Source organism: Solibacillus sp. GQ1 (genome assembly GCF_059758555.1).
In genome coordinates this window covers 597630-614731 of the sequence record NZ_JCAXEX010000001.1, presented here as the reverse complement: position 1 = coordinate 614731, position 17102 = coordinate 597630, and the positions used below count along the sequence as shown (strand labels likewise).

Annotated in this window: 14 protein-coding genes; all 14 read right to left on the bottom strand. The window is 40.3% G+C overall.

The annotated features are described in order from the left end of the window. Positions 1–10: 10 nt before the first annotated feature. On the bottom strand, positions 11–319 hold the full coding sequence (locus AC6CH1_RS02855) for a YlxQ family RNA-binding protein (protein ID WP_251689276.1): 309 nt from the start codon (positions 317–319) through the stop codon (positions 11–13). Next, positions 316–594 carry an RNase P modulator RnpM gene (gene rnpM / locus AC6CH1_RS02850; RefSeq protein WP_008403237.1) on the bottom strand — a complete coding sequence of 93 codons (279 nt, stop codon included), beginning with the start codon at positions 592–594 and terminating at the stop codon, positions 316–318. Before rnpM ends, AC6CH1_RS02855 begins: the two co-directional genes overlap by 4 nt. Positions 595–633: 39 nt before the next feature. Continuing rightward, complete coding sequence (gene nusA, locus AC6CH1_RS02845) at positions 634–1761, bottom strand: transcription termination factor NusA (protein WP_251689277.1); 1128 nt, start codon at positions 1759–1761, stop codon at positions 634–636. 14 nt (positions 1762–1775) lie between these two features. Then, positions 1776–2261 (bottom strand): ribosome maturation factor RimP, encoded by a 486-nt coding sequence (rimP, locus tag AC6CH1_RS02840; RefSeq protein WP_079525284.1) that lies wholly within the window; start codon positions 2259–2261, stop codon positions 1776–1778. A gap of 463 nt (positions 2262–2724) precedes the next feature. Continuing rightward, positions 2725–7101, bottom strand: coding sequence for a PolC-type DNA polymerase III (locus AC6CH1_RS02835; RefSeq protein WP_498316252.1), 4377 nt, complete (start codon positions 7099–7101; stop codon positions 2725–2727). Between the two features lie 164 nt (positions 7102–7265). Then, positions 7266–8972 (bottom strand): proline--tRNA ligase, encoded by a 1707-nt coding sequence (locus AC6CH1_RS02830; protein ID WP_498316251.1) that lies wholly within the window; start codon positions 8970–8972, stop codon positions 7266–7268. Positions 8973–9328: 356 nt separating this feature from the next. Next, on the bottom strand, positions 9329–10585 hold the full coding sequence (gene rseP / locus AC6CH1_RS02825) for an RIP metalloprotease RseP (RefSeq protein ID WP_498316250.1): 1257 nt from the start codon (positions 10583–10585) through the stop codon (positions 9329–9331). Positions 10586–10726: 141 nt separating this feature from the next. Continuing rightward, positions 10727–11872, bottom strand: coding sequence for a 1-deoxy-D-xylulose-5-phosphate reductoisomerase (gene dxr / locus AC6CH1_RS02820; protein WP_251689281.1), 1146 nt, complete (start codon positions 11870–11872; stop codon positions 10727–10729). A 22-nt stretch (positions 11873–11894) separates the two neighbouring features. Next, on the bottom strand, positions 11895–12692 hold the full coding sequence (locus AC6CH1_RS02815) for a phosphatidate cytidylyltransferase (RefSeq protein WP_251689282.1): 798 nt from the start codon (positions 12690–12692) through the stop codon (positions 11895–11897). After that, the gene (uppS, locus tag AC6CH1_RS02810) at positions 12689–13483 is read right to left on the bottom strand and encodes an undecaprenyl pyrophosphate synthase (RefSeq protein ID WP_251689283.1); all 795 of its coding nucleotides are present in this window, start codon (positions 13481–13483) and stop codon (positions 12689–12691) included. Before uppS ends, AC6CH1_RS02815 begins: the two co-directional genes overlap by 4 nt. Before the next feature lie 351 nt (positions 13484–13834). Then, entirely contained in the window at positions 13835–14392 is a 558-nt protein-coding gene (gene frr, locus AC6CH1_RS02805) for a ribosome recycling factor (RefSeq protein ID WP_251689285.1), read from the bottom strand. After that, positions 14392–15117 carry a UMP kinase gene (pyrH, locus tag AC6CH1_RS02800; RefSeq protein ID WP_340717663.1) on the bottom strand — a complete coding sequence of 242 codons (726 nt, stop codon included), beginning with the start codon at positions 15115–15117 and terminating at the stop codon, positions 14392–14394. The genes frr and pyrH overlap by 1 nt, the downstream gene beginning before the upstream one ends. A 162-nt stretch (positions 15118–15279) precedes the next feature. Next, positions 15280–16164 (bottom strand): translation elongation factor Ts, encoded by an 885-nt coding sequence (tsf, locus tag AC6CH1_RS02795; RefSeq protein WP_498316249.1) that lies wholly within the window; start codon positions 16162–16164, stop codon positions 15280–15282. Between the two features lie 158 nt (positions 16165–16322). Then, positions 16323–17045, bottom strand: a complete 723-nt coding sequence (gene rpsB, locus AC6CH1_RS02790; protein ID WP_008403254.1) for a 30S ribosomal protein S2 — start codon at positions 17043–17045, stop codon at positions 16323–16325. Positions 17046–17102 lie beyond the last annotated feature (57 nt).

Sequence of the window (17102 nt, the reverse complement as noted above, 5' to 3'; positions counted from 1 at the left end):
TCACCCCCGATTAATTTTCGTTGAGTAGACTAGACATTTTTTTAGCAAATCCGCTATCTGTAATAGCAATCGCTACACGGGCTTCCTTCCCGGTAGCATGTCCAAGATCATATCGATCTCCGAAAACATAATACTCAACTTTATAAAACGTACATTTATCCTGAATCTTTTTGCTCGTATTTGCCGAAGCATCCGAAGCTAAAAAGACAAGTTTTGCATTGCCGTTGCGAATTTCTTTTACGACAAGCTCTTCTCCGGATATTGTTTTTCGTGCACGTGCTGCTAAACCTAATAGCTGTAGCAATGCCGGGTTTGTCATAAAATCGACTCCCGGCGGATTAGCGTTAGCAGCTCCTCATACACCTCATCCGGCACTTTTGCATCAAGCTGGCGATCTAAAATATTCTTTTTACGCGCCATTTCAACAGCATCTTCCGTTTTAGAAACATATGCTCCACGACCGGATTTTTTTCCTGTAATATCAACAGTCACTTCGCCCTCTTTTGAACGAACGACGCGAATCATTGATTTTTTCGGAAGCATCTCGCCTGTTGCAACACATTTGCGTAAAGGAATTTTTTTATTAACGACCATATTGCTTACCCTCCTTGCAAAATCATTCCAAATGATGGCTTACTCTTCGTCATCACCATATAAATCAAATTGTACTTCTTCTGCATCTTCACGTGGAACGAATGTGCTCGTTTCAGAAGGATAAATTCCTAATTCGCGTGCATCTGTTTCACTCTTGATGTCGATTTTCCAGCCCGTTAATTTTGCTGCTAAACGAGCATTTTGTCCGCGCTTACCAATCGCTAGTGATAATTGGTAATCCGGTACGACAACTGTTGTTGACTTTTCTTCTTCATTTACTTGAACGTCCAGAACTTTTGAAGGGCTTAGTGCGTTTGCAACGAATACAACCGGATCTTCTGACCATTCTACGATATCGATCTTTTCACCGTTTAATTCGTTTACAATAGTTTGCACACGTGCACCTTTAGCTCCAACACATGAACCTACAGGATCTACTTCTTCATTATGTGCATATACAGAGATTTTTGAACGGTCTCCCGCTTCACGCGCGATTGATTTGATTTCTACAGTGCCATCATAAATTTCTGGAACTTCCATTTCAAACAGACGGCGCAATAATCCAGGATGTGTACGAGATACGATTACTTGTGGACCACGTGTTGTGCGTTCAACTTTTGTAATGTAAACACGGATGCGTGTAGTTGGCTTATAAACTTCACCTTGAATTTGTTCGTTAACAGGTAATGCCGCTTCCACTTTACCGATTGACACATAAATATTACGTGCATCTTGACGCTCGATTACACCTGTTACGATGTCATCTTCACGGTCTACATACTCTTCATAAATTAAACCGCGCTCTGCCTCACGAACACGTTGCGTTACAACTTGCTTAGCAGTCTGTGCCGCGATACGTCCGAAGTTACGTGGTGTTACTTCTTCTTCTACGACGTCACCAATTTCATAAGCTGCATTAATGAATTTCGCGTCTTCCAATGCGATTTCCAGACGATCGTCTTCTACTTCTTCTACTACGTCTTTACGAGAATAAACAACCATTGAACCTGTATTTAGGTTAAGATCCACGCGAACGTTTTGCGCTTGGTTGAAGTTACGTTTGTACGCAGTTACTAAAGCCGCCTCAATCGCCTCAATTAATACATCTCTTGAAATACCTTTCTGCTCTTCAAGGGCAGTTAGGGCATCTAGTAATTCACTACTCATTTTTGTTTTCACTCCTAAATTTGCTTATCTGAAAAATCGATAGCAAGACGCGCTTGCGCAATTTTTTCTTTTTCAATTTGTACTGTAACTTTACGTGTTTTAATACGGAATTCGATTTCTAAAAACTCATCTGTATATGCGCGTAAATAACCATAGAATTCTTTTAAATCCTTAACTGGTTCATAAGTTTTCACATAAATATATTTGCCGATTGCTTTTTCAAAGTCCTGTTGTTTCTTTAACGGACGTTCCGCTCCTGGTGAAGAAACCTCTAAGTAATAGTTTTGCTCGATTGGATCATTTTCATCCAACTTCTCGCTTAAACGTTCACTCACTTGTGCACATTGTAAAATATCAATGCCGCCTTCTGGTGTGTCAACATAAATACGAAGGAACCAGTCGCGTCCTTCTTTCACGAACTCGATATCAACTAATTCCAAATCAAGCTCTTCCACGATCGGTGTCACTAGCTCTTCAATGATCGACGTAACTTTGCTCATCGTATCCTCCCTAACGTCTTTGTTTGTTTTAAATCTTCTTAGTATTGGTTAAACAAAAGACGAGTTTTCATTGAAAAAAATGGAGACATTTACATCTAAATGCAATTGCGTCCAGATTTTTTTGAGGCCCACAGGACGTGGGTCAGCCAGTCATCGCCGTAAGATACGACGTTTTAGACGGACTTCATTTTTTCATTTTAAATTTGTGATATTCGCCAAAGGTTCAACTCCATTGAACAAATGATCTGAACACTTGCTCATCGAAATTAAATAGTTGTGTAAACAACAGAAAAGAGCGGGAAACCCCACTCTTTTGCTGGTGAACTATCAACAAATTATTACATTTAGCATAGCACAAAGGCTATCCTAATGCAAATTTTGCCTATTAACACATAGAATTAACAACAATTAAGAGAATATGCATCTGTAAATACAAAATCCTCTCTTTTAGCCAATCCATACATTAGAATAATGACAGCTGGTTGGCATCCGGCATTCCTTCCAGACATCCAAGCTCATCCATATACTCGATTAATGTCTTCGATACACGGCCGCGCTGCTGTAGATCTTCCTTCGATAAAAACTCTCCGTTTTTACGTGCTTCAACAATTTGTTTCGCTACGTTTGTACCAAGGCCAGGAATGGCATCAAATGGCGGAATCAATGAGTTTCCTTCAATAATGAACTCACTCGCCTGTGAACGGTATAAATCTACCTTTTTGAAGCTCATGCCGCGTTCACACATTTCAAGTGCCAGTTCCATAACCGTCAGTAAACTTTTCTCTTTTGGCGCTGCATCGAGCCCCTTCATGTTGATCTCATCGATTTTTTTGCGAATCATGACAGAACCTTGCGTCATCGCAATTAAATCAAAGTCCGATGCACGTACAGTGAAGTAAGCTGCATAGTAAAGAATCGGATGATGTACCTTGAACCATGCGATACGCACGGCCATTAATACATACGCTGCGGCATGGGCTTTCGGGAACATGTACTTAATCTTTTTACAAGAATCGATATACCATTCCGGCACTTTCTTCGCACGCATTTCCGCTTCCATTTCATCTGTTAAGCCTTTACCTTTACGAACAGACTCCATAATTTTAAAGGCAAACGACGGTTCCAAATCCTGATAAATTAAATAAACCATAATATCGTCACGACAGCCGATTACTTCTTTTAATACACAAGTGCCGTCTTTGATCAGTTCCTGTGCATTTCCAAGCCATACGTCTGTACCGTGTGATAGTCCTGAAATCTGAACAAGTTCACTGAATGTTGACGGTTTTGTTTCTTCTAGCATTTGGCGTACGAATTTTGTCCCGAACTCAGGAATTCCGAGCGTTCCCGTTTTCGTGCCAATTTGCTTTTCCGTTACACCTAGTGATTCCGTTGAACTGAAAATCTTCATAACAATCGGATCGTCTGTCGGGATTGTTTTCGGATCAATTCCGGATAAATCCTGAAGCATACGAATTACGGTCGGATCATCGTGTCCAAGTATATCGAGCTTTAAAATATTATCGTGAATCGAGTGGAAGTCGAAATGGGTTGTTTTCCATTCCGAATCCTGGGCATCCGCCGGGAACTGTACTGGCGAGAAGTCGTAAATATCCATATAATCCGGAACTACGATAATGCCCCCTGGGTGTTGTCCGGTTGTACGTTTTACCCCTGTACATCCTTGCACAAGGCGGTCCACTTCCGCATTTCGGTAAGTGATGCCATTGTCGCTTCCGTACCCTTTTACATAACCATATGCCGTCTTTTCAGCGACGGTACCAATTGTTCCGGCACGGAATACATAATCTTCACCGAACAGCACTTTCGTATAGTTATGCGCCTGTGGCTGATATTCACCTGAGAAGTTCAAATCAATATCGGGCACCTTGTCTCCCTTGAATCCCAGGAACGTTTCGAACGGGATATCCTGGCCGTCTTTTTTGTACGGAGCACCGCATTCCGAGCATTGTTTGTTTGGTAGGTCATAGCCTGATGCAACCGAACCATCCGCGATAAACTCGGAATGCTTGCACTTTGGACAAACATAATGCGGCGGCAGCGGGTTTACTTCGGTAATTTCCATAAATGTCGCGACGAGGGATGACCCTACAGAACCACGCGAACCTACTAAGTAACCGTCAGCAAGCGATTTTTTAACGAGCTTTGCGGAAATCAGGTAAATTACTCCGAACCCGTGCCCCAAAATCGATTTCAGTTCCTTATCAATACGTGCCTGGACAATTTCCGGTAAATTTTCGCCGTAAATACTATGTGCCATTTCATAAGTCAGATTCGTTACTTCATCATCCGAGCCTTCAATCTTCGGTGTATATAAGTCGTCCTTGATCGGTTTTACATCGCCAATCATATCGGCGACAAGCTGCGTATTTGTCACAACGATTTCCTTTGCTAAATCCGGGCCTAAAAAGTCGAATTCCTTCAGCATTTCATCCGTTGTACGGAAATGGACTTTCGGTAAAGGATTACGATTTAACGGGTTTGCCCCACCCATTGATCCAACAAGGATTTGACGGAATTTTGCATCGGTTTCATGCAAGTAGTGGACATTTCCCGTTGCTACGACCGGTAAGTTCAGCTTTTTGCCAAGCTTTACGATACGGCGGATAATGTCTTCCAATGCCCATTCATCATGGACTGTACCGCCATCCACTAATGGAGAATAAACCGGTTTCGGCATTACTTCCAAATAATCATAGAATTTTGCGATACGCTCGGCTTCTTCCTGCGTTTTATTCATCATTGTTTCAAATAACTCACCATTCGAGCAGCCTGAGCCTACGATTAAACCTTGTCGTAGTTTTTGCAAATCAGATCGACGAATACGTGGCACACGGTAAAATGTTTCCGTATGCGAAATTGAAATCAACTTAAACAGATTTTTCAGTCCGGCATCATCGACCGCCAAAATTGTACAGTGACTTGGGCGTGACTGTTTATATCCTTCTGCACCGCCGACATGGTCATTCATTTCAATCAGGTTTTTAATACCTAAATCGGCAGCCTGTTTCAATAAATGCAGGAATAGCTCTCCTGTTGCTTCGGTATCATAAATTGCCCGGTGATGCTGGGTTAGTTCGATATTGTATTTTTTCGTTAATGTTTTCAAGTTATGCGATTTTTGCCCTGGGTTTACAAGACGGGAAAGCTCGACCGTATCAATCCCCGGGTGGCGAACTTCTATTCCGGCATTTTTGTATGCAACATATAAGAAACCTAAGTCAAACGCTGCATTATGCGCGACAACAACCCCATCGCCGATAAAGTCATGGAATTCACGAATGACATCACTCAGCTCTGGTGCATTGACAAGCATATCATCAGTAATATGAGTCAGCTCGATAATTTTTGCTGTTAATTTACGGTGCGGGTTTGAGAATCGTTCAAATGTATCAATAACTTGACCATTCTTAATTTTGACGGCCGCCAGCTCGATAATCGTGTCATACACGTTCGAGAAGCCGGTCGTCTCTACGTCAAATACGATATACGTTGCATCTTCAAGGTCAACATCAATCGGATCGTAAACAATTGGTTTTCCGTCATCAACTAAGTTTGCTTCCACGCCGTAAATGACTTTAATGCCATTTTTCTTACCGGCAGCATACGCTTCAGGGAATGCCTGAACAACAGCATGGTCGGTTACCGCAATCGCAGGATGTCCCCATTTGGCTGCTTGTGCTACTAGTTTATCGACAGATGTCATCGCATCCATTTGACTCATCGGTGTATGCAGGTGAAGCTCAACTCGCTTTTCGCCTTCCGGAGCATGGTCTTTTTTAGGTTCACGCTTGATTTCGTTGATGTCTTTTACCATCATGACTAAATCGCGGGCAAATGTATCAAGCTGAATCGATCCGCGTACACGCACCCACATCCCTTTGCTCATCTGCTTCATCTTCACGACGTCCTCGTCACCGTTTGAGAACATTTTGACCATTAGTGAGTCGGTGTAGTCGGAAATTTTAAATTCAAGCAATGAACGACCGCTTCGAAGTTCTTTAATATCACATGCAAAAATAAACCCTTCCAGTACAATCGAGCGTTCTTCTTCCAGTACTGTGCGGATTTCGACCGGATCCGGATTTTTAATGAGTGCACCAATCTGGAATGGTGTATCTCCATTGGAAACAGCACCAGGATTGGCCGCTTTCTCCTTTTCGCGTGTTGCAAAATCGGCCATCGCCTGTTTAGACAGTCGCTCTTCCTCTTCCCTGCGCTGCTGGTAAAACGCTTCTTGCTGTGCGATAAATTCATCATTTTCCTCTACAAGCTGGAACTCAAGCGGGATATGCGGGAAGCCGAATGTTTTGTACGATTCAGCAATTTTATCTGTATATTTCGCTTTTAATGATAAGTACTCGACTTCAAGCATCGATGTTACGACAAGCTTATGACCTGTCCATTTCGGTGTTTGCTTCGATAAATTTGCACGCAATAGTGGCGACATTTCATCCAATTGCTCCACTACTACTTGCCAATAATCTAAAATATGCTGCTCATTAACTACCGGATTATGCGATTCAATCGTCAGTAACACATTGGCTATAGGAGAAAACTTCTCGACCATCCGCATTCTCAGCAATTGATACACTTGGTAAGGCAATATATTTTCAATTTTTATTTTAAAGTCCCAAATACGTTTCTTTTTATGAACCGTTACACGTTCGAGTGTTCCATTTTCAAAAAAGGACATATAGACATCATCAGTCAATTCAAGCTGCTGTAACAATAGTAGGAATTTTTGTCTTCCTTCCTGTTTTGACAATTGTTTCACCCTTTCATCATGCTGTTTCCATTGTAAGGTGAGGGATTTCATCGGACATGAACAAATACTCCACTTTATTTAAAATAAGCGGAATTAATACCGTTATTCATCCAAGCCAACCCAATACATAAAAAATGGCCCCTTCACTTCCAATGAAAAAGAAAAGAAAGTACATAAAAAATTGTACTTTCCCGTTCTCTCTATCTTAATCGTTACTAGTTTTGGCGGAAATATTCGTTTAAGCGATCGACTACTTCTTCTTTCGCCCATTCTGCAGATTCGCCTGTTGAACGGAATTTCACTTCCACAAGACCTTCTGAAGCTTTTTTACCTACTGTAATACGAACAGGTAATCCGATTAAATCTGCATCTGCAAATTTTACGCCGGCACGTTCTGCACGGTCATCATATAACACTTCATAGCGGTATGATTTCAGTACACCATAAAGCTCGTCCGCTAATTGAACTTGTGCTTCGTCTTTTGCATTGATTGGTACTAGCTGCAAGTCATATGGCGCTAATTGTGCAGGCCATACAAATCCGTTTTCATCCTGGAAATGTTCAGCTACTGCAGCAAGTATACGGGAAACCCCGATACCATAGCATCCCATAATATATGGTTGTGCTTTACCTTGCTCATCAAGGAATGTTGCATTTAGTTTTTCTGAATATGTTGTACCTAATTTGAAAATATGTCCAACTTCAATTCCTTCAGCAAACTTAATGATACCTTGACCGTCCGGAGATGGGTCACCTTGCTGGATGAAACGGATGTCTTCATAAGAGCTGATCGCGAAGTCGCGCTCCGGATTAACATTTAATAAGTGGAATCCATCTTCGTTTGCACCTGCAACACCGTTACGGATTGATTTGATTGCGTTATCCGCAATAACTTTTACATTTACCGGCAATTTCACAGGACCGATTGAACCTGGTGTACAGCCTAGTAATTCTTTAATAGCTGCATCTTCTGCCAATTCAACAGATGTAGCACCTAATGCATTTTTTAATTTAATATCGTTAATTTCGTGGTCACCGCGCGCTAAAACAACAACCAATTCACCATCAATATCAAAAACTAGCGATTTGATCACATTTGAAGGTTCCACATTTAAAAACGCCGATACTTCTTCAATTGTTTTTTGGTCTGGTGTTTCAATCTTTTCGATGTCTTTCAATGGTGTTGTCGGTGCTGTATATTCTACAACAACCTCTGCCATTTCGATGTTTGCCGCATAATCCGATGTATCCGAATAAGCGATTGTATCTTCCCCGATTTCAGAAAGCACCATAAATTCGTGCGTACCTTTACCGCCAATTGTACCTGCATCCGCAATTACAGCACGGAAGTTCAGTCCAAGACGCGTGAAGATGTTTGAATATGCACGGTACATATCATCGTATGTTGCATCAAGTGATTCACGTGATGAGTGGAAAGAATAAGCATCTTTCATAATGAATTCGCGACCGCGCAGTAAGCCAAAGCGTGGACGTTTTTCATCACGGAATTTGCTTTGAATTTGGTAAAGTGTTAACGGTAATTTTTTATATGATTTAATTTCATCACGCACCAAAGTTGTAATCACTTCTTCATGAGTAGCACCTAGAGCGAAGTCACGGTCATGACGGTCTTTTAAACGCATAAGCTCTGGACCGTATGCTTCCCAGCGACCTGATTCCTGCCATAGCTCTGCTGGTTGCAATGCAGGCATTAATAACTCGATTGAATTGATTGCTTCCATTTCCTCACGGATGATCTGTTCGATTTTTGATAATACTCTGCGCGCTAATGGTAAGTACGAATATACTCCGGCTGCATTTTGTCGGATAAATCCGGCACGCATAAGCATACGATGCGATTTCACGTCGGCATCGGATGGATTTTCCCTTAAAGTAGGGATAAACGTTTTGGTCTGTTTCATAAATAGTGCCACCTTTTTTATTTAAATTGCTACTTCTATAATACTAATCAAATTTAGCTTTGAACGCTAGTATTATTCATACAAAACGCTCAAAGCTGCCATTTTAAAACGTATTTTGTTTAAAAGAGATTCTACATCTGACATGGGGTTGATTTCCATTACGGGTCGGACGCTTTCCGCGGGCAAGAATTAGAGTCAAACTTGTTTGTCTCTAATTCTTTGCGCCGAGGATGGCGGCAATTTATTGCGGCCACCGCAGAAGCAACGACTTGATGAATGAGAAGGCATAAATAAGTCGCCTCCCCTTCATTCCAATCAACGTGCTTACCATTTAGTAAAATCATCTTAATTAATATTTAGAAGAAGAATCGCTGGATATCATTCCATGTTACGACGACCATTAAGATCATCAGCAGGAGTATTCCGACGAAGTGAACCATACCTTCTTTTTGACGGTCGATTGGTTTTCCTCTTACTGCTTCCACAGCGAAGAAAAGTAAACGGCCACCATCAAGTGCTGGTAATGGTAACAAGTTCATAATCCCTAAGTTGACGCTCAGCATTGCCGCAAAGTATAGAATATTATATAAACCGAACGTTACAACCGTTTCAGTTGTTTTATAAATTCCTACCGGGCCTGATAATGCATCAATTGAGAATTGGCCGGTAATCAGTTTTCCGACAAGTGTTCCGATCGTAATAATCATGTTATACGTTTCTTCCACACCATACACTACGGCTTGTAATGGATTTTTTTCAATGGAACGCATCACACCGATTTGTCCGTAATCCGGACCACCTTCCTGCTCTACAGCTTTTGGTGTAAGTTCAATTACTTCATTACCCGTTTCACGTTCGACTTCGAATGTTACGGCTTTGTTCGGGTTCTTGAAAATTTGTTCTGATAATTCTTCCCAAGTTGAAATCGGCTGTCCGTTCACCTTGACTACTTTATCGCCATCGACCAATCCGGCACTGCTCGCAACAGAATTGTCCATAACTTCGGCAATAATCGGTTCCTCAGAAGGAATCCCTTGAATAAGCCCGATAATCAGGAAGATGAAAAACGCTAAAATAAAATTGAATAATGGACCAGCGAAAATCGCCATTGCACGAGCACCAACGGATTTTGAATTAAATTGGCGATCAAGCGGCGCAATCATCTGCTCCGTACCATTTTCAACGACGCTTGCTGTACGTGATACGTTGTAGCGAATGAACTGATCATCTTCATCATAACCTTCAATCCAAAGTTCACGTTCTAAGTCCGCACGCTCTACTTCTAAAAAGATGACGTTTTGGTAATGTGTTTTTTGGTTGAGAATGATTTTTTCTACAATATTTTCTTCATTCGTTATTAAAGCTACGCGGTAACCAGGCTGCAGTTCTACCGTATCGGTATCTTCGCCGGCCATTCTTACATAACCGCCAATTGGTAATAATCGTAGCGTATAGACTGTTTCACCTTTCGTCATCCCAAAAATCTTCGGTCCCATACCAATCGCAAATTCTCGCACCATAATGCCTGCTTTCTTTGCAAATAAGAAGTGACCTAGCTCATGGAAAAAAACGAGTGAGCCAAAAATTAAAATAAAGGCTATAACTGTTTGCATAATCTCCCACCTTCATTGGAACTGAGCCGAATATTATTTCGCTCAATCTTTTCTAGCAATCAAGCTCTGAAAAAAGGCACCGCTTGTACAAAAAGGAGGATGTCCGCCTTTTCGTTCTTCACGTCCGTTTTTCACACTTCACTATTTTACCATGCTTGCGACGGTTTTTCTCGTTTCACTGTCTACATGTAAAATAGTTGCTAAATCTGGCAAAGCGATATTGTTATGACTATTCATAATACGCTCAATACATTCTTCAATTTCTAAAAAAGTAATTTTTTCTTGTAAAAACAATGCAACGGCTGCTTCGTTTGCCGCATTCATTGCCGTTAAGATTGTCCCGCCCATTCTTCCTGCATCATAAGCAAGCTTTAATGCGCGGAAACGGTCAAAATCAACTTCCTTAAAATGAAGCTGTCCAATTTGGGCCAAATTTAAACGTTGGCCATTTGCAAGTGGTAAACGGTCCGGGTAGCTAAGCGCATATTGAATCGGTACACGCATATCCGGTGTTCCGAGCTGTGCGATGACACTTGTATCCTCATATTCCACCATCGAGTGAATGATGCTTTCACGGTGCAGCAATACGTCGATGTTGTCATAAGGCATATCAAACAGTACATGTGCCTCAATTACTTCAAGCCCTTTATTCATCATTGTTGCCGAGTCAATCGTAATTTTGGCTCCCATTGACCAGTTCGGATGATTCAGAGCATCTTTTACTGTTACACCTACTAGCTCATCCCTTGTTCTATCACGGAATGAACCACCTGATGCCGTTAAAATAATACGCTCGATACGCTTTTTGTTTTCACCGTTCATCGATTGGAAAATAGCTGAATGCTCACTGTCTACCGGTAAGATTGGGGCATTGTATTTTTTCGCTTCAGCCATTACTAGATGGCCTGCTGTTACAAGTGTTTCTTTGTTAGCAATGGCAATCGTTTTCCCCATACGGATCGCAGCAAGTGTCGATTCCAGTCCAACGCTGCCTAATACTGCATTGATAAGCACTGTCGAATCCGGATGTGTCGCTACTTCGACCAATCCTTTATCGCCATATGTAAAGGAAACATGTGGGAACTCTTTTTGTAAAGTGCCTGCCGCTTCCTCAGTTTGCATTGAAACTAATTCTGGTTGAAGTTTTTTTATAATTTCGCGGGACTTTTCAATATTTTGTCCGGCTGAAAATGCAACAAGCTTAAATTCATTCGGATTCGCAAGTAAAATATCAAAGGTTTGCCATCCGATGGAACCTGTTGCACCTAATAAACTAATTTTTTTCACAATGATACGTCCCTTCTATGTCCTAGGAAAAGAAATGTAAAAAATGCAATAATGGTACGACAAATAATAAACTGTCAAAACGATCCAATATGCCACCGTGTCCTGGGAGAATATTGCCTGAATCCTTTACACCAAAATGACGTTTAATAGCTGATTCGACTAAATCACCCATTTGTCCAATGATCGATGCAATTATTGTCACAACGATTAATTGCAGCCAGCTTGAAGCAAAAGGATAGATGAGCTGCATGGCAATTGCGAAAATAACTGCAATAACAATCCCGCCAATAAAACCTTCCACTGTTTTCTTAGGTGAAATTTCCGGCCATAATTTATTTTTCCCTAACTTACGTCCTACAAAATAGGCACCGGAATCTGTTGTCCAAACGACTAACAATACAAAGACGACATATTCCAATCCGATAAAACGTGTTTCGATAAAATAGTGGAATCCCAGTCCGACATAAAATGCCCCTAGCAATATAAAACCAATTTCATCAAACGTCATTTTATTTTTTACAAGTACAATATAAATCAACAACAATGTCGCAATTCCGTACACGATCATCAAAATTGAATCATATTGAAAAAAATCAACGATATTCCGTGACCAATCATTTGGTACAACCAAAACTAATAATGCAAGTGTACCAATAATACCTGGAACAGATGCAATTGAAATTTCTTTCATTTTCAGCAATTCATAGAAACCAATGACTGCGATGATACTCATTAAAACCGCAAATGGCGTTCCTCCATAAATTACGAATGGAATAAATAATGCTGCAGCAATTACTCCGGTAATGATGCGTTGTTTCAATTTGTTCCTTCTCCTTTCAGCCCTCCATAACGGCGGTTACGGTTTTGATACACAGAGATTGCCTCTTTTAAACAGGCTTCATCAAAATCAGGCCAATGCGTATCAGTGAACCAAAATTCCGTATAGGCAAGCTGCCATAGCATAAAGTTACTTATGCGCACTTCACCACTCGTGCGAATTAATAAATCAGGTTCAGGTAAATGAGCCGTCATTACATACTGGGAAATATGTTGTTCATTTAATTCATCAATTGTAAGATTTCCTGCTTCTACTTCTTTCAGAAGCTGTTGCATCGCCATTACAATTTCAGCACGCCCACCGTAATTCATCGCAAAGTTTAATACTAATCCTGTATTCCCTGCAGTCGCTTCCATCGCCTTTCTTAAAGCGGATTGTGTATAGTCTGGCAATGAATCCATCACACCAATCATTTCTACTTTAATATTTAGCTCCATCAGCTCCGGTAAAAAGGAATTTAAAAATTGCTCTGGTAAACGCATTAAAAATTCTACTTCTGATTTAGGACGCTTCCAGTTTTCCGTTGAAAACGCATAGAGCGTCAATACTTTTACTCCTAAATCACAAGCGCAACGTGTTATTTTTCGAACGTTTTTCATTCCTTCATGATGCCCTGCAACTCGTGGCATTGAACGTTTTTTCGCCCAACGTCCATTTCCGTCCATAATAATTGCAATATGGGTAGGGATATCCTCTCCCTTAACTAAGTCCACATTTTCACTACCGAATGATTGTTCTTTATTTGTATTTTTCCCAAAAAGTTTTTTAAACATAGTTAATACCCCCAACTGCACAGATCGGACTGCTTCCCTTTTTATCATATCAAAAAAGGGATAGCCTGTCCTTTTTATATAATGAACTTCTTTACTATCTTAAAGAATAATTGTGCTTCTTTTAATCTTTCATATGTATTTTTTCCACAATTTATACTTTCAATTAGGGGGAACGGGTTCATGTGCATGTTTTTTTGCTACAGCTATATTTCCCTAACAAATTTAAAATTTAATCTATTATTGTAAAAAAAACGTCCTTATTAGCAGGACGTTTTAATCCATGTAAAGTTCATACATCGTCAGAAAAAGATTTCGCGCTAATGTAATCCACCAGCGCGAAGCAAATTAAAATTAAACTGTTAAAATTTCTTTTTCTTTTTCTTTCACTAACTCCTCGATTTTAACGATTGAGTTGTCTGTTAGTTTTTGGATGTCATCGTTGAAGCCGCGTAGTTCGTCTTCTGTGATTTCACCGTTCTTTTCTAATTTTTTCAGGTCATCGTTTGCATCACGGCGCACGTTACGTACAGCAACTTTTGCGTCTTCTGATTCTTTTTTCACCTGTTTTACTAATTCTTTACGGCGCTCTTCAGTTAATGCCGGTACTGCTAAACGAATAACATTTCCGTCATTTGTCGGTGTGATGCCGATATCTGAACGCATGATTGCTTTTTCGATTTCGCCTAAGATTGATTTATCATATGGCTGGATAACTAATAGGCGTGCTTCCGGTACAGAAATACCTGCCATTTGGTTGATCGGTGTCGGAGTACCATAGTAGTCCACCGTAATACGATCCAATAGTGAAGCATTTGCTACACCTGCACGAATTGAAGCTAATTCACGTGAGAAAGCATTAATTGATTTTGTCATTTTTTCTTTTGCTTGATTCAATACTTGTTGTGTCATTACGCATCTCTCCTAACAACTGTTCCAATTTTTTCGCCTAATGCGGCACGTTTAATATTACCTGGTTCTGATAAGTTGAAAACGACAAGCTTAATATCATTATCCATACATAATGTCGAAGCTGTAGAATCCATTACTTGTAAACCTTGTTGAATAACGTCTAAATACGTAAGTGTGTCATACTTAACTGCTTCAGAATCTAATTTTGGATCTGCAGAATAAACGCCATCCACATTATTTTTCGCCATTAAAATTGCATCTGCATTAATTTCTGCGGCACGTAAAGCTGCTGTCGTATCTGTCGAGAAGTATGGGTTACCTGTTCCTGCAGCAAAAATTACGACACGTGCTTTTTCCAAATGACGAACTGCTTTACGTCGAATATATGGCTCTGCCACTTGTGTCATAACGATCGATGATTGAACACGTGTAGGAACACCCAGATTTTCCAGTGAATCTTGTAATGCAAGTGCATTCATCACTGTTCCTAACATGCCCATATAATCTGCATTGGCACGTTCCATTCCCATTTCAGCGCCGATTTTCCCGCGCCAAATGTTGCCTCCGCCGACAACTAATGCGACCTCTACACCTAAGTCGATAACATCTTTAATTTCTGCAGCGATCGATTTAATAACATCCGGTGAGAAACCGAAGCCTAATTCTCCAGCTAATGCTTCCCCGCTAAGTTTAATAACTACTCGTTTGTACTCTGACACACCCATAGTAGACCTCCGTTACTCATTTATTTAAAAGGAAATACGATTGTGTTTTCTATGTATCGTACTTCGCTTCATTCAAAAATAGATTTCTTTAAAAATAGGGAACACGCAAATGGTGCTCCCTACTGTTTGCTTAAATTAATGTTAATTTAAGTTGTAATTTAATTAGTTACCTTTAACTTGGTTCATTACTTCTTCAGCGAAGTTATCTTCACGCTTTTCGATACCTTCACCAACAGCATAACGAGTGAAGCTTGTTACAGTAGCATTTAATGAGTTTACGAAGTCGCGTACTTTTTGATCTGAGTTCTTAACGAAAGCTTGGTCTAATAAGCATACGTCTTCGAAGTATTTACCAAGACGGCCTTCTACCATTTTCGCTACGATGTTTTCTGGTTTACCTTCGTTTAACGCTTGCTCAGTTAATACTTTGCGCTCACGTTCTACTTCGTCAGCAGAAACTTCGTCACGAGAAATGTAAGTTGGGTTGATTGCAGCGATATGCATAGCGATATCTTTTGCAGCAGCAGCGTCAGTAGAACCTTCAAGAACTACTAATACACCAATACGTCCGCCCATGTGTAAGTAAGAACCGAATGCATCTGCATCAGTTTTTGTTTTGATTTCGAAACGACGTAATGAGATTTTTTCACCGATTGTAGCAGTAGCTGTAGAAATTTGGTCAGCGATTTTCACGCCGTCTTTTTCTAATTCTAAAGCAGCTTCTACTGATTCTGGTTTAGCAGATAATAATTGCTCTGCTAAAGAAGAAACTAAAATTTGGAACTTGTCGTTTTTCGCAACGAAGTCAGTTTCAGCGTTTACTTCTAAAAGAATCGCTTCATTACCGTTTTCTAAAATGTAAGTTGTACCTTCAGCAGCGATACGGTCAGCTTTTTTGCCAGCAGCAGCTAAACCTTTTTCACGTAGGAAATCGATTGCAGCATCGATGTCACCTTCTGTTGATACTAATGCTTTTTTACAGTCCATCATACCTGCGCCTGTTTTTTCGCGTAATTCTTTTACTAATTGTGCAGTAATGTTTGCCATGTTGAGTTTCCTCCTAAATATAATGAAAAATTTATTTACACTATTTCATACTTTAAGCGATAAATCGCTATTTTTCAACGATTCATACATCTTCAAATTCATTTCTCAAAAAAAGGTGATAAGGGGTTCATCCACTTATCACCTTTTTTAACAGTGAATTACTCAGCTGTAGCTTCTTCTACTGCAGGAGCTTCTTCTTCACCTTGTTTAGCTTCTAATAAAGCGTCAGCCATTTTAGCAGTTAATAATTTAACCGCGCGGATAGCATCGTCGTTTGCAGGGATTACGTAATCAATTTCATCTGGATCACAGTTAGTGTCTACGATACCAACTAGAGGGATGTTTAATTTGATTGCTTCTGCAACTGCGATACGCTCTTTACGAGGGTCTACAACGAACATTACGTCCGGAATAGCTTTCATATCACGGATACCGCCTAAGAATTTAACTAAGCGCTCGTGCTCTTTTTTAAGTTGGATTACTTCTTTTTTAGGAAGTACAGCGAAAGTACCGTCTTCTTCCATTTTCTCGATATCTTTCATACGTTTAACACGTTTTTGAATAGTACCGAAGTTTGTTAAAGTACCACCTAACCAACGTTGGTTGATGTAGTAGTTACCAGAACGTTCAGCTTCTTCTTTGATCGCTTCTTGTGCTTGTTTTTTCGTACCTACGAATAAAACTTTACCACCGTCTTGACCAACTTGACGCATGAAATCGTATGCTTCTTCTAATTTTTTAACCGTTTTTTGTAAATCGATAATGTAAATACCGTTACGCTCTACGAAGATATATTTCTTCATTTTTGGGTTCCAACGGCGAGTTTGGTGACCGAAATGTACACCAGCTTCTAGTAATTGTTTCATTGAAATTACTGACATGAGTGTTTCCTCCTAATATGTTTGGTTTTTTTCCTCCGTATTTTTCATCTGCAACAA

Coding starts and splice junctions, on each gene's coding strand:
- rseP (WP_498316250.1), bottom strand. CDS start 10,585: ATGCAAACAGTTATAGCCTTTATTTTAATTTTTGGCTCACTCGTTTTT.
- pyrH (WP_340717663.1), bottom strand. CDS start 15,117: ATGGGTGTGTCAGAGTACAAACGAGTAGTTATTAAACTTAGCGGGGAA.
- rimP (WP_079525284.1), bottom strand. CDS start 2,261: ATGAGCAAAGTTACGTCGATCATTGAAGAGCTAGTGACACCGATCGTG.
- frr (WP_251689285.1), bottom strand. CDS start 14,392: ATGACACAACAAGTATTGAATCAAGCAAAAGAAAAAATGACAAAATCA.
- rnpM (WP_008403237.1), bottom strand. CDS start 594: ATGGTCGTTAATAAAAAAATTCCTTTACGCAAATGTGTTGCAACAGGC.
- rpsB (WP_008403254.1), bottom strand. CDS start 17,045: ATGTCAGTAATTTCAATGAAACAATTACTAGAAGCTGGTGTACATTTC.
- AC6CH1_RS02830 (WP_498316251.1), bottom strand. CDS start 8,972: ATGAAACAGACCAAAACGTTTATCCCTACTTTAAGGGAAAATCCATCC.
- nusA (WP_251689277.1), bottom strand. CDS start 1,761: ATGAGTAGTGAATTACTAGATGCCCTAACTGCCCTTGAAGAGCAGAAA.
- AC6CH1_RS02835 (WP_498316252.1), bottom strand. CDS start 7,101: ATGAAATCCCTCACCTTACAATGGAAACAGCATGATGAAAGGGTGAAA.
- tsf (WP_498316249.1), bottom strand. CDS start 16,164: ATGGCAAACATTACTGCACAATTAGTAAAAGAATTACGCGAAAAAACA.
- uppS (WP_251689283.1), bottom strand. CDS start 13,483: ATGTTTAAAAAACTTTTTGGGAAAAATACAAATAAAGAACAATCATTC.
- AC6CH1_RS02855 (WP_251689276.1), bottom strand. CDS start 319: ATGACAAACCCGGCATTGCTACAGCTATTAGGTTTAGCAGCACGTGCA.